The sequence below is a fragment of the Sulfitobacter sp. TBRI5 genome (assembly GCF_051013555.1).
Lineage (GTDB): Bacteria > Pseudomonadota > Alphaproteobacteria > Rhodobacterales > Rhodobacteraceae > JL08.
Window position 1 is genome coordinate 2,202,813 of record NZ_CP112884.1, and the last position, 14,100, is coordinate 2,216,912.

The following is a 14,100-nucleotide window of genomic DNA, read 5'->3' on the forward strand; positions in this document are numbered from 1 at the left end:
AACAGGAAAACCCTATGCCAGAGCATTATATTCTGCCCGTCGCGTAACAGTTGGGGGAAATTGGTGGAGCCTAGCGGGATCGAACCGCTGACCTCCTGCATGCCATGCGTCACCTCGCACCCCCGACAACTCACCCATATGTTCCATACGCTTTAATTTGTTGGCTTTTTTGCAAGTGACCTCTTGCATAAAGTACTCCATATGCCCCATATATGCCTTGCAACAAAGCAGGGGTGCACCCCCAGCGCACCCCCGAAGCAAGGAACGAACAATGACAAACATCATCAGCACCGACGCACAGGTCCGCTCCGCGAAGGTCAAACCAGGTCAGACCCGCAGCGATTTCAGCGTCGATGGCGTGGCAGGTCTGCGCCTGCGGGTTACGTCCAACGGCGTTCGGACATTCCGGCTTGAGAGCCGCAAGGCTGGCAAGGTCACCCTTGGCACATATCCGTCCACCAGCCTGTCCGATGCGCGCCGTGCCGCGGGCATCCTGATCGCCGAGGCCGACCGCGCCAAGGTTAACGGCGCGACTGGCACAAAGGTGCTGGCCACTCAGGACCGCAGGACATTGGCAGAGCTGCTGGACAGGTATGAGGCCGACGCTGGCAAAAACCTGTCAAGCTGGCACGAGGAACGCGCCGCCATCGCGTATCGTTATGACCCCGCGACACCGCTGGCCAAACTGTCCGAGCAGGCAATGCTTGCCCCTGTCCGTCGCGACAACAATGTCGCCGCCAAGCGCGCCTGTCGCTACCTGTCCACCGTGCTGCGCTGGGCCGATGCAGGTCACCCGATCCCGAACGGGAAACTGGACGAACTTGTGCCAGAGGTCAGCCGAGAGCGCGTCCTGTCCGATACCGAGCTGCGCGCCGTCATCCACGCATCCAGCAAGCTCACGCCATTGTGGCGCGACTACTGTCTTGGATTGATCTATTCGATGCGCCGCAGTGGCGAGCTTTGTGCCGCTGCGGTCGAACACATCGATTTCGATGCGGGCGTCTGGCAGGTTCGCATCTTCAAGGTGCGTGGCAGAGGTCACAAAGTCGAGGCGCACCCGATCAGCACACAGCTTGCCGAGATACTGCAAAAGCGTGGCGTGACCGCTGGACACATCTATGCGACAGCCGCAGGTAAACCCCTGTCCAACAATTTCGACCGCACCCTGAAGCGGTTACACGAACTGTCCGGCACCAGTGGCTGGTCTTGGCATGACCTGCGCCGCACCAGCCGCACTCTGATGGGACGGGCTGGGGTGCGTCCCGAAATATCCGAACGGTGTATGTCGCACGCGCTGACGGGGGCGGGACGCATGGCTGCCGTATATGATCGCTATGACTATCTGGACGAAATGCGGGAGGCATATCAGGCACTTGGCGACAAAATAGATTCCATACTTGCGCTCTGATCCCATATGGCACAATATGTAGGTGTGGGCGACGATTCGCCCACTATCCGCTGAGGTTACGTCTAACCTTTGCGGAACTTAATGAACCAAGGAATGTTGTGATTCGTCACAACCCGTAGGGTTAAATTCCTCTGCGGCAATCAAACAAACAAACAACTCCGTTCGCGACGGTCGCGGGTGGTTTTATTTTTGTTCGGGATTGTCGTGGAGGAAACAATGACATCCAAAAATTTGCGCATCCTGCGCCCAAAACTTGCCGCCCAAAAAGTCGGCCTTTCCATCACATCCGTCAACGAAATGAGCCGTCAGGGTTTGTTTCCGCGCGCCGTCCAGATGACGCCAAAAACCCGTGGGTTCCTAGAACATGAAATTGACGCGTGGATCGCATCACGGGTTAAGCTGCGTGATAGCGGCGACCCGTCCACTGACCCGATCTTGAACGCCAATCTGGCACGGGTATGAACGAATTCGTCCCGGTAAAGGCGAAAGAAAAAGCCGACGCGAACTGAACCGCGCCGACCTTCCCAATCATCCGCACTAAAAAGCACGAACCTAACAACTCAGCTTTTTAGTGCATTTCTCCCGAAAAGGAAATGACACTATGAAGACACTTGGCGAAGTATTACGCGAACGCCGCGAAGAAACTGGCCTTTCGTTCGACGAACTTTGCGCGCAATCCCCGAAACGCGATCCGATCCGTTTGGACACCAAGGCGGCGCATCGCGATGGCTCTTGGTTCCGCGCCAATATGGATATTGCTCTGAAAGGTGCGAACGAAAGGTATACAGCGGCTGGTTTGCCGTTGCTGGACACACTGCATTCGCGCGGCGCTCACTATGGTTTGATGACACTCGAAGTAAAAAAAACCAATGGCCAGACATATCGGAACACTGACGCGGATGCGAACTGGCTCAACGATGCGATCAAAGCGTCAAAATGGCTCGGATACATCCCGTTCGATTGTATGCGGGATCAGCGGCACGCTTCGCCGCTGATCAGGCCACCTGCAGGACATCATGTGTCGGTGTCTGCGGCGCTTGATATCTCAATACCAGACGCGGACGAACTTGAGCCGCAAATCAGGGTTTACAGGGAAACTGACACACCGCTGCACCTGATGGCGCAACCGTACACATTGATTCTGGTTGGGGAGAAAAGTTCACTCGAACCCATTTTTACCCACCTTGCCGACAAGTTTGGTGCCGCTGTTTTCATCTTCACAGGGGATGGTTCGGACGGGCTGATTTACGAAATGGCCAAGATGATTGACGACCACGGCAAACCCGCCGTCATCAGCTATTGTTCCGACTTCGATCCAAGCGGCTTTGCGATGCCAAAGGCTGTCGGATGGAAACTGCACCTGATGCGCGAGATCGGGTTGATGGAACAGGAGGTCATTACCTTACCGACCGCTCTGAGTTACGAGCAATGTGTCGAACACGACATACCCAGCACACCCATCAAGGCCACGGACAAAAGGGCCGCAGCTTGGCGTGCGCGTTGGGGTCGGGAGCAAAGTGAAATCGACGCTCTCGCCACGTTGAACCCTCAAGTTTTGATAGATGCGATTGAGGCAGATTTCTCGCCGTATTTCGACCCGACACTGAAAAGCCGTGTTTATGAAACCGTCCGTTCATATGAGCGCCGTGAGACACAACGGCTGCACGACGCCATTGGCGATGAAGAGATGGAAGCCATGCGCGGACAGTTCGACGCCAAGCTGTCCGAAATCGCAAAGCAGGTTGCCGAGCTTGAAGAGGCAATGTCCATCAGTGCGGACGAGGTTGATGGTTTTGAACCCGAGCCTTTCGAACTTCCCGCAGCGGTTCTGAACGGACAGCCGATCAGCGATCCCCTGACAGGTGTCGGTTGGGATTGGCTCGATATCCATAACCGCATGCAGGCGCGCAAAGCGCTCGACGACAACGACTGAGGCACTCGGGGCGCGTCGGACAGGCGCGTCCCCAATTTACAGGATGAGAAACATGAACAACCCAATCCCAATGTGTCACGGCATCGGCAATGGCGAGACGCACACCCTGATCCTTGATGACGGACGCGACAACCCGCACCCGATGCGCACCTATGAAATGCACCTCGTGTTTGGCGGGCACGTCATGTGCGGCAGGTCAAAGGCGCTGCACACGGTGCCCGCCAGAGGCATCAAGCACCCAATCACTCTGAGCCTCGGGCAGACAGAGCATCGTCAGCGCAAACTGCTGGAAGGGCGCTGCATGTGCCCGGACTGCTGGGCAGCGCTGCGCAAACACATCGAGCGCGTGTGGCATCAACATGGATGATCTCCGGCGCATAGTCCCGGAAATGGATGCCGCGTGGTATGCGGGGACGTCCCCGATTGCGGATGCGTTAGCAGGCGACGTGATCATCACCCTGACGTCGATGGCACGTGAGGCCCGGAACGACATCAGCGCGCTGGGTCTGGACCCTGATGATCGCGACGGCTTGCGCATGCACGACCATCCAGCCGTCCATTTTTATCTGGAGTGTTATGAGGCCATCGCGACGTTCAAATATTGGGCGGATGAGGGTGATTTTGCAGCCGTCTTGGACCGTGTCGAGTTGGCGCAAACCAAGTGGCTCCACGGTCAACCCGAGCCGTCCGAGGCGGTCGCCCAGTTGAGCGCCGCCAAGGCACGGGCCGCAACGGTCCAGATGGCACAGCGTGCCCAGTTGAGCGGACTGACCCGTGGCAATAGCGAGCGCCGCGCAGCTGCCGAGGCCCGTGTGGCAGCCGTGCGTGACGCGCTGGGGATCGATGAGGCTGCCAGTCTGCTGTCATCGATCAGACGCGCGTCTGACGGGCCTCTGGCGGCTGTGGCCGCATTGTACGGCTACGGATGCGTGACGACGTTCCTCGCGGATTTGTCGGACAAAAGCTCGTGTGTCCGATCCCAGATCATGCGGGATGCGCGCAGGGGTGGATCGCCGATGTGTGCCACCCCCAAGGGCGCTGACAGGCCCGAAAAACTGTGAATTGAAATAGAGAAACCGCCAGCGGTGATGCTGACGGCCCTCGGATGCAAGGTGGTAAATGGATACCTCACCATCGCATCCGGTCAGAAAAATGCAAGAGGAAAAAATGCGATGACCCCTTACACCTTGCGGCTCGAAAACATGCTCAGTCATGTCCTGCAACCTTATGAGGCACTCGGCATGCTGGACATCCAATGCCGGGTGCGCGGCGATACCGTCACGATCCGGGCCGACGCGGGTGACGTCAACCTGATCTGTCGCACGATCCCGATCCAGCCTCTCACCAGCGCATTGTTTGCTTTGCTGATCGCAGACGGCGAGCGTTTGCAGATGCTTTCTGGTCGGCACGGCGTCTGCATTTACTCATCATCAGGCCAGTGCGCGGCGATGTACGAGCATCGCGACAGGTTTGCCCGGGTGCGTGAGGTGATGACATGAGTGCCAGCACAGAATGGGCGATCACACGCGACGGCCCAACCGCACCTGCCCAACCGCACGGTCAAACGTGGGCCGATTATGCGGCGACAACGGGTCTGCCTGTCTTTCCTGTCGCTATTCTATGGGATGCCGCCAAAGGGAAGTGGACCAAGCGCCCGCTGACCCGGAACGGGCATCTGAATGCCAGCACCGATGTCAGTCGGTTTGACTGGTCTCGGGCGAATGGATTTGGCATCGCAATGGGCAATGGTCTCTACTCTCTGGACCTCGACGGATACAAAGACGGATGCCTTGCGGAGCAATGGCTGATCCAGTGGCAGGTACCAACGGCAACCCGTACACACAGGACGGTCTCGGGCGGACTGCATTTGCTCTATACCCTGCCCGTAAAGCATCGTGACCTGCGCACCCGCCAGAACGTGGTGCAAGGGCTGGATACGCGGGGCGTGGGCGGGTGGATCGCATTCGGGGCTGGGTATGCGGTCGCAGATTCGTCGCCGCTGGCCGAACTGCCCGAAATGGCCTGTGATGAATTACTGGCCGGATCAGGTCCAAGCCGCGACCTGACGTTGCCCCCGCTTGCGGCCATCGACAGGGCCGACGTCACGCGACGGCTGGGTCTGGCGCTGACATTTGGCAGGCCGTCCCTGCGGTATCGCTGGGCGGGCGGGGCGGATGGCCTCCACGATACGTCCGCATCCGGCTTCGACATGTCGATTGCCAAACTGCTGTCAAACGAACGGTTTAAATATTCCGAGATTGTCTGGCTTCTGGCCACACAGTTTCAACATGGTGTTGTGGCCCGCGACGGCTGGACCGAGATCACCGAACGTCAGGCCATGCGCGCAGCCGCGCGGGCCGTCAAAGGCCGTGGAGATGGTGTGATGTGCCCAAAGGTGCGGGAGATGTTCTATGGACGCTAACACCCTTGCCTCAGAAATCCTGCGCATTTCCGATCTGGTCGAGATCGACCGGGAACCCGCCATTCAGGCGCTCAAAACAGCCTGTCGCCAAGGCGGTTACCCGCAGCAGATCGGAGTGTTGCGGCGCTTGGTACATGATCAGGTGAATGCGGAGAGCGACGCCCAGCGGGATGTGGCCATCGACCAAATGGTTGCCGACTATTTCATCCTCAACATGGGGCAAAAGGTTCGCATCGGATACTTCACGTCCGAAAAGGTGAACGGACACAAACGGGACCGTCTGAATCTCTTATCCAAGAGTGATTTCGAAATCTGGCTGGGTAACCGTGAGCTGGTCGAGCGTTTCATCGCCAACCCGAAGACGCCCAGATATAGGGGCCTGATCTGTGATCCGTCCAAACCAGCCGAATTTGAGGGGCGGCTGAACCTGTGGCGGGGTTTCGGGATCACGCCAAAGCCAGGCGACCCCAAGCCGTTCCTGGACTATGTCAGCATGCTGCTGGCAGATGGTAACCCGGAAAGTAGTGAATACATCCTGAACTGGCTTGCGTGGGTCGTCCAGAGGCCTGCAGAGCGCATTGGTGTCGCCCTGTGCCTGATCTCCGCCAAGCAGGGCACTGGCAAGGGCACTCTGGGCAACCTGATGCTGACTATATTCGGACAGCATGGGGTGAGCGTGTCGCAGTCTGAGGGCCTGACGGGGCACTTCAATGCACATTTGGAAAGCGCCATGTTCTGTTTCGCGGATGAGGCCTTGTTCGCAGGCGATCTGCGCGGCGCGGATGCGTTCAAGAATCTCATCACCGAACCGTGGATGACCGTGACCCGTAAAGGGCTCGACAGCACCTGCATGGAAAACCTTCTGAGCATCCTTATGGCCACAAATCACCGTTTCGCCGCGAACGTGGAATTCTCGGACAGGCGTTTTGCAATGTTTGAGGTCTGCGAGACCAAACAAACGCGACAATATTGGAATGACCTGCACAAATGGTTGAACGCTGGCGGAAAGAACGCTGTGCTGGACTTTCTGCAACGGCGCGACTTGACGGGCTTTCACCCGGTAGACAGCAGGCCGATCACGGACATCTATCTGGATCAGCGTCGCCAGAGCCTGCGCGAAACGCACCGCTGGTGGCACGATGTTCTGGATAATGAAAGTCTCGGGCCGATGACACATACTATGGGCAGCAACGGGACGCCGGATAAGAAGACAGTCTATGGTCTCTACAAGGAATGGCACCTGAAGCACGAGCATCGCGCATCCAGACCCGTATCGAAGCAGGTGTTCTGGAAAGACATTTACGCGATGACCCAAAACAAGGTGCGCGAGGTCAGGACGCGCAGCGGTCCTGCGAACACGGACAGGGAACGGGCCGTCTGTTTCCCAGGCTTTGAGCGCGATCACCCTATGGGCAAAGTTTATGCCATCGATTGGACTGTTTTGCAGGGAGGATTTGAGGAATGGTTAGCCCAGAAGTGATAGCTAGGTCCAATAGGTCCAATGTAGATATACATATTCATTACGTGGAAAAAAGTATATTTTTAGAAAAATATATTTCTACATATAAAACTGAGTTGGGTGTTTATATTGGACGCATTGGACCTAACGGACCAAAAGCGCTCTTTTTCCCGCTCTGGTTGCAATATAGCGAGGCGCGCTAACGCATGGGTAGAACGCCTCCGCACATCGTAGCTCAACGCAGGCAATGGTACGGCACCCAGAGATGGAAACGTGTACGAAAACGTGTTCTGGCATCTTGTCCGATCTGTGCGATCTGCGGCATCGCACCTGCAACCCAGGCCGACCACATCGAACACCTGCCCGACAACAGCACGTTTTGGTCGTGGGAAAACCTGCGTGGAGCATGCCAGCCCTGCAACCTCCACGAACGGGATCGAGCGCGGTCCCAAAAACTGGGGGAGGGGTATGTCGAAGGTCGGGCTTGGGGGTGCGCCACTACGCACGGGGCCACGAAAACACACACAGAACATTTTAAGCCCGACCGCGCCGCAGAAATCTTCAACCGCTTCAAGAAAGGAGCCTCAAATGCCTAACCCGATCACGTCCGAAAAGAGCCAATTGACGGCAATCCAGACAAAACCAGATCAAGGTAGGTCAAAACCGCTGCCACCGCTGCCAAAGAGCCTGAGAAAGGAATATGCAGCCGAATGGAAATCGATGATCCAGCATCTCCGCAACATAGACGCATGGGTGCCGCAGAAAGCTGGAATTGTTGAGACATATTTCCTCAATCTGATGGCGGTACGGGACGCCCAAGCGGCCATGACGGCGAGTGGCGGGATTGTCATGCCAGACGGGCGCATCCACCCGTCCAGCGCCATCATTGCCCGTCACAGCGCGACAGTGAACAAGCTGGGCGAACAGCTCGGACTGGGAAAAGGCAAGCTGATACCCAACGCCCCGCCTAAATCCAACCCCGCCTCGAAAGTCTGGAGTGCCTGATCATGCGGGAACTGCCCGATGCCGAGTAAATACGCCCGCCCCGTCACAACGGCCAATCCTGACTGGCATCAGGCGACCTGTGCGCAAGACCTCGTGCCCGTTCTGCCCGATCCTGACGGGTTGGCCGAGCGGTTTGTGACTTTGGCGGGCAAAACCATGCTGACCCAAGGCCCGATGGCGGGCCGCAGGTTGGAGCAGTGCTGGCTGCCGTGGCAACGGGATGCTCTGAAGGCCAGCTTCCAGTGTCGCGAAACCCTGTGGGTACTTGGCAAGGGATCGGGCAAATCGGTATCTGTCGCAGCATTTGCATTGGGCTACACCATGCTGTCGGCATCGCTGCGCATCAACACGCGCGGCCTGATCGCGGTTCTGGCACCGACCATCCCAGCGGCCAAGATCGTGTTCGATCACATCACCCAGGCTGTCCTGGCCGATGACGAATTGCGGCCCCTGTTCAAAAGCAACGCCCAGAACCGCAGCCTGACGCATATGGAAACTGGGATCGAAATTCAGGTGCTTGCCTGCGATATGAAAGCGGCTGTCGGACGCCGTCCGGTGCTTTTGATACTGGATGAGACGCACGAACTGGCCACGATCAACGGAGCATCTGCCGTGGTCAATCAGTTGAAACAGGGCGGCGCGAACTGGGGCCGCGATTTCAAGACTGTCAGTATCTCCACAATGCCGATCAGTGCGCCCGTGGGCGAATTCAAGCGCCAGCTAACATATGCCCGCGCCGTCCGGTCTGGCGAGATCGATGACCCGGACTTTCTGCCGCTGCTGTTCACATTCCCGCTGAAAGAACGCCCCGATCTCGATCCGACCGATCCGTCGCAATGGTGGCGCGGCATGCCCTCTCTGCGCAGCGCATCCAACCCTGTGGGCACAATGGATGCCACGGAATTGGAGCGCGAACTGAAACAGGCCGCAGACGCATCCGATCTTGAGACATTTGCGCTCACATTGTCCCAGCGCCTTGGTATCGAGCGCAATGACAGTGACGCAAATGCCGAAACCGTTCTGCATTCACACTGGAGCAAATGTGAACGCCCGACGCGGACCGATTACGATTTTACAGCCATCGGCATCGACGCAGGCGGGACGGACGACCCTATGGCGGTTTGTATCGCCTCACGGCATCGCGCCTCTCCTCGCAATCTGGACATGACCGTTTTTCAGTATCTGACCCGGATGGGATATGAACGCGCGCCCGAGAACTTGAGGGACACATATGATGAGGCCGTGAAACGTGGCACCCTGCGCGTGTTCGAGCGCTCGGAGGACATGCAGCAGGCCGTATTCGATCTGGTGCGGGAAATCCGGCCCGACATTGTCGGAGGCGACGAACATGGCATCTCTGGGTTCGCACAGGCACTGCGCCAGGCCACCAGCAAGACATTCACCAGCGTCCCGCAAACATGGGTTCTTGGTGCCGCTCTCGCGTCGCTGGAAAGCCGTTTGCTGGACGGCGCGATCCGGCACAATAACTGCCCGCTTCTGGCCGCTAATGTGGATAATTTGCTGGTCGAAGAGCTGCCGACGGGCAATCGCAGGCTCAAGAAGCGCGATAACCGAATTTCAGGTCAGGCGTTGGATGAGCCAACGCAGATCGTTGTCGATATCGTCGCCGTCCGAAGCGAGCATATCTGCGGCGCTCCTTTTCGAGGCGACATCGCGACGCTGCCGATCCTGAGCCACGAGAAGCAACTTTTCGTCTTCTGGGACGGTTTTCCACCAGCGCCGAACAGCGTTGCCGGAGAAACCGTACTTGGATCCCACCCGTTCCGGGGAAATCACTCCAGTCGCGAGGTCGACCACAATTTGATCTCGCTGCGACCTGGTCAGCTCCCGCTCAACTTTATGCCCGTTCTTCGACGGCATCAGCCCATGTCTCGATAGAGTTCGAAGGTGCGATCCATGATCTCCACGAATTCCGGCTTCATGCGCTTCAAAAGACGGGTCACCGCGCGCTTGTAGCTGGGGTTCTGCAATGTCTCTTCAATAAAGTTTGGGGACGCAGGTGATGCATAGAGACGATCAAGAATGATGTTTCGCACGAGACCGACGTCACTGTCGCGTACCTGGCGATACTGGGTCGCCAGGAATTCGTATGCCGCCAAGTTTGCTGCTTCACGAAGTTCCATGTTTTGCCTCCCTATCGATGCGCAGCGGAATACCCGCTTTTTCAGCCTGAGCCTTCGCGGTACGGTAGGCGATCGGATCAAGTGCGCTCACTTTGTCGAGAACGATCTCCTCGAGTTTGTCGCCGCGAGTCTGGTTTTCGACCACCCCTGTCAACTGATCTTCAAGGGACTGTTTTGCGTCTTTCGTCCGATGGAGCTTATCGAGAAGTTCCGAGTTCTTTGACGCAATCCCGTCAAGGCGAGTGGATACTTCCTGCTCCAACTCATTGAGGCGCTTCTCGATTCCATGTTGGATGTCTTTAGCAACGAGCGGGGCGAGCAATCCGGCCAGCTTTTCTGCCCGGTCTTCATTGTGGTTTTTGTCAGTCATTTTGGGGTTCCTATGCGATTCAAGAACGAAGGCGGGGCGAGCCGAAACCCACCCCGCAGTTCTCAAACATGCATAGGAGCGGGCGTCACCCACAACGCCAAATTGGCACCTTCTCGTGATTGGTTGGATACCCAAAACAAGGTCCTGAGACTCGAAGTTGACTACCTGCCGAAGGTCCGCTTTGGATGAATCCGGACATTATTTGATTTTGCCTTGATGACAGCTTTGCGGACAATGTGTGAATTCGCTGCGCTCACACCGATTACCGCTTCGGCAATTTATCGGCCATAGAACAGATATTAGTGGCTAAGAATTTTTGAGAGAAACTCTTGCGCTCGCTCACTGCGGGGAGCCCCAAAGAAATCTTTTGAGGTCGCATCTTCCACGATTTCGCCAAAATCCATGAACACAACCCTGTCGGCCACTTTCTTGGCAAATCCCATTTCGTGGGTGACGACCATCATGGTCATACCTTCCTGTGCCAGTTCGACCATCACATCCAGCACTTCGTTGATCATTTCGGGATCAAGCGCAGACGTAGGTTCGTCAAAAAGCATAGCCATTGGCTCCATCGCCAATCCGCGGGCAATCGCCACGCGCTGTTGCTGCCCACCAGACAGTTGTGAGGGATATTTGTGGGCATGCTCGGACAAGCCTACGCGCTCTAGCAGCGCAAGTGCCTTATCCTCGGCTTCCTTGGCCCCCCGACCTAGCACCTTGATCTGACCCAGCTTGATGTTTTCGGTCACGTTCATATGCGGGAACAGTTCGAAATTCTGAAACACCATGCCAATTTTTGAACGCACTTGATCCAGATTCGTGCTCCGCGCGGTGATGTCTGTTCCCGCAACAGTAATCTGACCGCTGTTGATCGGCTCCAGCCCGTTCACAGTTTTGATCAGCGTGCTTTTGCCCGACCCAGATGGCCCGCAAACCACGATAACCTCGCCCTTTGCCACGCTGAGCGTGCAGTCCTTGAGAACCTGAAATTTACCGTACCATTTGCTGACGGATGACATTTCAATCATGTGGCAAGCCTTCTTTGAAGATATTTAACACCCATCGACGCAAGGAAACAGATGGTGAAATAGACCACCGCGACGAACAGGAACATCTCAACCAGTTTTTGATCGCGGTTTGCCACGATCTCGGCGCTGACCAGGAAGTCGCGCAGGCCGACAACGTAAACCAGCGACGTATCCTGAAAAAGAATGATCGCCTGGGTCAGCAGAATGGGCGTCATCGCGCGAAATGCCTGAGGCAGTACGATATAGCGCATGGATTGCCCATATGTTAGGCCAATGGCCCGCGCCGCTGCCAGTTGGCCGGGGCGCACCGAATTGATCCCGGCGCGGATTATCTCAGAGTAATAGGCGGCCTCGAACATGACAAAGGCCACCAGCACCGATGAAAACGCGCCCACCGGACGCCCCAATATCAACGGCACCAGAAAGAACAGCCAGAAGATCACCAAAATCAACGGAAGCGAGCGAAAGAAATTCACATAGCCAGCCGCAACATGCTGAAGCACCGGAACCTTGGCGATCCTCAAAAGCGCCAGAAACGTGCCCAGAACGATACCGCCACAGATGGCCAGCCCGGTCAGAAGGAAGGTCATTTTCATACCCTCCCACAACAATTCAGAATTTGCCGGGATGACCGAGAAATCAAGATCGAACATCATGCAGCCCCTTTTGAAAAGGTGCCGGGAAGCGCCGTGTGCCTATCAACCTGGCGCATGATAGCCATGACCGTGAATGTCACCAGCGAATAAACGATGGTGGCGGCGGTAAAGGCTTCAAACCCCTGGAATGTGTATTCCTCGATCTGGCGTGTCATGGCCGTCAGCTCGACCACGCCGATGGTCAGCGCCAGCGAGGATTGTTTGAAGATCGTCAAAAATTCACTGGTCAACGGCGGGATGATGATGCGGTAGGCATTGGGCAACAGGATATGGCGATAGACCTGTACCTCGGTCATGCCGATGGCCTTGCCGGCCTGTCGCTGACCCAGACCAACGGCATCAATGCCCGACCGGACCTGCTCACACACCCGCGACGCCGTATAAAGACCGATCGCAATGATAGCGGTGGTCATCGCCGGTGCCGGCATATCGCGCTTTACCCAGCGCGACCAATCATCAGGCAGCAGTTCGGGAAACACGAAATACCACAGGAACAGTTGCACCAGAAGGGGAATATTGCGGAAAATCTCAACATACAGCGTGCCGATGGCGCGCAGCACCGGGCTGGATGAGGTGCGGAAAATCCCCAGAACCGACCCCAGGCTAAAGGCAATGATCCAGGCAAAAAGCGAAATCCATAACGTCCAGCCAAGACCGGATATGATCCACCCCAAATAGGGCTCGCGGAACAAAATGCCCCAGTCCCAGTTATAGTTCATGTGATCCCCCGGCGCATGTCGTTACGGGGGCGGAACATCGCCCGCCCCCGGATGTATCAGCGTCTGGTCACTCGGGCAGCGCCTGCACTTCAAAGGCTGTGCGCAAGGTTTCCGACAAAGGCATATTGATACCTGTCGGTCCTGGCTCAAACCATTTGGCGTAAATCTCAGCCATCTCGCCCGAGCGCATCAACCCTGCCATGGTGGCCCGGCCCAGACGTTCAAAGGTGGAATCGTTGCGCTGCACCATCAGCGCATAGGGATCAAACGACAAATACCGCCCCGTGACCTGATAGGCCGATGGATCAGAGGATTTTGAGATCAAACCGTACAGCAGCACATCATCCGAGCCATAGGCATCAATCCGGTCGGTTTCCAGCGCCAGCCAGCCCTGACTATGGTCTTTCACCGGCACGATATCCACATTCAGGCCACCGGCCTCAATCGCGGCTTTGATCGCCTTTTCGTTGGTGGTGCCGGACGACAACCCAATGATTTTGCCTTCTAAGTCCTCCAGCTCGGTAATGCCTGAACCCGCCTTTGACGCTATCTTGGTGCCGGTGATAAAGGTCGTTGGCAAATATTCGACCTGCAACTGGCGCGTCAGATTGTTGGTCGTTGATCCGCATTCCATATCAATCGTGCCGTTTGCAATCAGCGGGATGCGGGTCTGTCCCGTGACGGGGATGTATTTCACGTCCAGTTCTTCAACGCCCAGCTCTGCTTTGATCGCGTCGACGATCTTCAGACACAGGTCAATGGAATAGCCAATCGGCTCGTTGTCGCTGCCAATGTAGGAAAACGGAATTGATGTCTCGCGGTGGCCGATATTCACGACCCCGCGTTCCTGAATGCGTTTCAGCGTTGGGCTGTCGCCCGCATCGGCAAATACCGGTGCCGCAAAGCCCGCAGCCACTATAGCCGTCACCGCAAGTGTTCTAAAGCCGTGTTTCATT

Annotated in this window: 16 protein-coding genes; 10 read left to right on the top strand and 6 right to left on the bottom strand. The window is 56.7% G+C overall.

The window, feature by feature from the left end; all coding sequences use genetic code 11:
• The first annotated feature begins 271 nt into the window (after nucleotides 1–271).
• The 10 genes from OLX72_RS11055 (at nucleotide 272) to OLX72_RS11100 (ending at nucleotide 10,126) form a co-directional block, all read left to right on the top strand.
• Complete coding sequence (locus tag OLX72_RS11055; RefSeq protein ID WP_433988649.1) at nucleotides 272–1,408, top strand: tyrosine-type recombinase/integrase; 1,137 nt, start codon at nucleotides 272–274, stop codon at nucleotides 1,406–1,408.
• Nucleotides 1,409–1,624: 216 nt separating this feature from the next.
• Nucleotides 1,625–1,870, top strand: coding sequence for a helix-turn-helix transcriptional regulator (locus tag OLX72_RS11060; protein WP_433988650.1), 246 nt, complete (start codon nucleotides 1,625–1,627; stop codon nucleotides 1,868–1,870).
• A gap of 238 nt (nucleotides 1,871–2,108) precedes the next feature.
• On the top strand, nucleotides 2,109–3,341 hold the full coding sequence (locus OLX72_RS11065) for a hypothetical protein (RefSeq protein ID WP_433988651.1): 1,233 nt from the start codon (nucleotides 2,109–2,111) through the stop codon (nucleotides 3,339–3,341).
• Between the two features lie 52 nt (nucleotides 3,342–3,393).
• The gene (locus OLX72_RS11070) at nucleotides 3,394–3,708 is read left to right on the top strand and encodes a hypothetical protein (protein ID WP_433988652.1); all 315 of its coding nucleotides are present in this window, start codon (nucleotides 3,394–3,396) and stop codon (nucleotides 3,706–3,708) included.
• Nucleotides 3,701–4,402 carry a hypothetical protein gene (locus tag OLX72_RS11075; protein ID WP_433988653.1) on the top strand — a complete coding sequence of 234 codons (702 nt, stop codon included), beginning with the start codon at nucleotides 3,701–3,703 and terminating at the stop codon, nucleotides 4,400–4,402. Before OLX72_RS11070 ends, OLX72_RS11075 begins: the two co-directional genes overlap by 8 nt.
• A gap of 111 nt (nucleotides 4,403–4,513) precedes the next feature.
• The gene (locus OLX72_RS11080) at nucleotides 4,514–4,840 is read left to right on the top strand and encodes a hypothetical protein (RefSeq protein WP_433988654.1); all 327 of its coding nucleotides are present in this window, start codon (nucleotides 4,514–4,516) and stop codon (nucleotides 4,838–4,840) included.
• Complete coding sequence (locus OLX72_RS11085; protein WP_433988655.1) at nucleotides 4,837–5,763, top strand: bifunctional DNA primase/polymerase; 927 nt, start codon at nucleotides 4,837–4,839, stop codon at nucleotides 5,761–5,763. The genes OLX72_RS11080 and OLX72_RS11085 overlap by 4 nt, the downstream gene beginning before the upstream one ends.
• On the top strand, nucleotides 5,753–7,243 hold the full coding sequence (locus OLX72_RS11090) for a primase-helicase family protein (RefSeq protein WP_433988656.1): 1,491 nt from the start codon (nucleotides 5,753–5,755) through the stop codon (nucleotides 7,241–7,243). Before OLX72_RS11085 ends, OLX72_RS11090 begins: the two co-directional genes overlap by 11 nt.
• A 567-nt stretch (nucleotides 7,244–7,810) precedes the next feature.
• On the top strand, nucleotides 7,811–8,227 hold the full coding sequence (locus OLX72_RS11095; RefSeq protein WP_433988657.1) for a hypothetical protein: 417 nt from the start codon (nucleotides 7,811–7,813) through the stop codon (nucleotides 8,225–8,227).
• A gap of 18 nt (nucleotides 8,228–8,245) precedes the next feature.
• Nucleotides 8,246–10,126, top strand: a complete 1,881-nt coding sequence (locus OLX72_RS11100; RefSeq protein ID WP_433988658.1) for a hypothetical protein — start codon at nucleotides 8,246–8,248, stop codon at nucleotides 10,124–10,126.
• Here the strand turns inward: OLX72_RS11100 and OLX72_RS11105 are convergent.
• The 6 genes from OLX72_RS11105 to OLX72_RS11130 form a co-directional block, all read right to left on the bottom strand.
• Nucleotides 10,108–10,371 carry a hypothetical protein gene (locus tag OLX72_RS11105; protein ID WP_433988659.1) on the bottom strand — a complete coding sequence of 88 codons (264 nt, stop codon included), beginning with the start codon at nucleotides 10,369–10,371 and terminating at the stop codon, nucleotides 10,108–10,110. The two genes, OLX72_RS11100 and OLX72_RS11105, sit on opposite strands and share 19 nt — an antisense overlap.
• Nucleotides 10,358–10,741: a hypothetical protein gene (locus OLX72_RS11110; RefSeq protein WP_433988660.1), complete on the bottom strand. Its 384-nt coding sequence runs from the start codon at nucleotides 10,739–10,741 to the stop codon at nucleotides 10,358–10,360. Before OLX72_RS11110 ends, OLX72_RS11105 begins: the two co-directional genes overlap by 14 nt.
• Before the next feature lie 299 nt (nucleotides 10,742–11,040).
• On the bottom strand, nucleotides 11,041–11,769 hold the full coding sequence (locus tag OLX72_RS11115) for an amino acid ABC transporter ATP-binding protein (protein ID WP_114870445.1): 729 nt from the start codon (nucleotides 11,767–11,769) through the stop codon (nucleotides 11,041–11,043).
• Nucleotides 11,766–12,425: an amino acid ABC transporter permease gene (locus OLX72_RS11120; RefSeq protein WP_114870444.1), complete on the bottom strand. Its 660-nt coding sequence runs from the start codon at nucleotides 12,423–12,425 to the stop codon at nucleotides 11,766–11,768. The genes OLX72_RS11115 and OLX72_RS11120 overlap by 4 nt, the downstream gene beginning before the upstream one ends.
• The gene (locus OLX72_RS11125; RefSeq protein ID WP_114870443.1) at nucleotides 12,422–13,144 is read right to left on the bottom strand and encodes an amino acid ABC transporter permease; all 723 of its coding nucleotides are present in this window, start codon (nucleotides 13,142–13,144) and stop codon (nucleotides 12,422–12,424) included. The genes OLX72_RS11120 and OLX72_RS11125 overlap by 4 nt, the downstream gene beginning before the upstream one ends.
• A 67-nt stretch (nucleotides 13,145–13,211) precedes the next feature.
• Nucleotides 13,212–14,099, bottom strand: a complete 888-nt coding sequence (locus tag OLX72_RS11130; protein WP_114870442.1) for an amino acid ABC transporter substrate-binding protein — start codon at nucleotides 14,097–14,099, stop codon at nucleotides 13,212–13,214.
• Nucleotide 14,100: the final 1 nt, after the last annotated feature.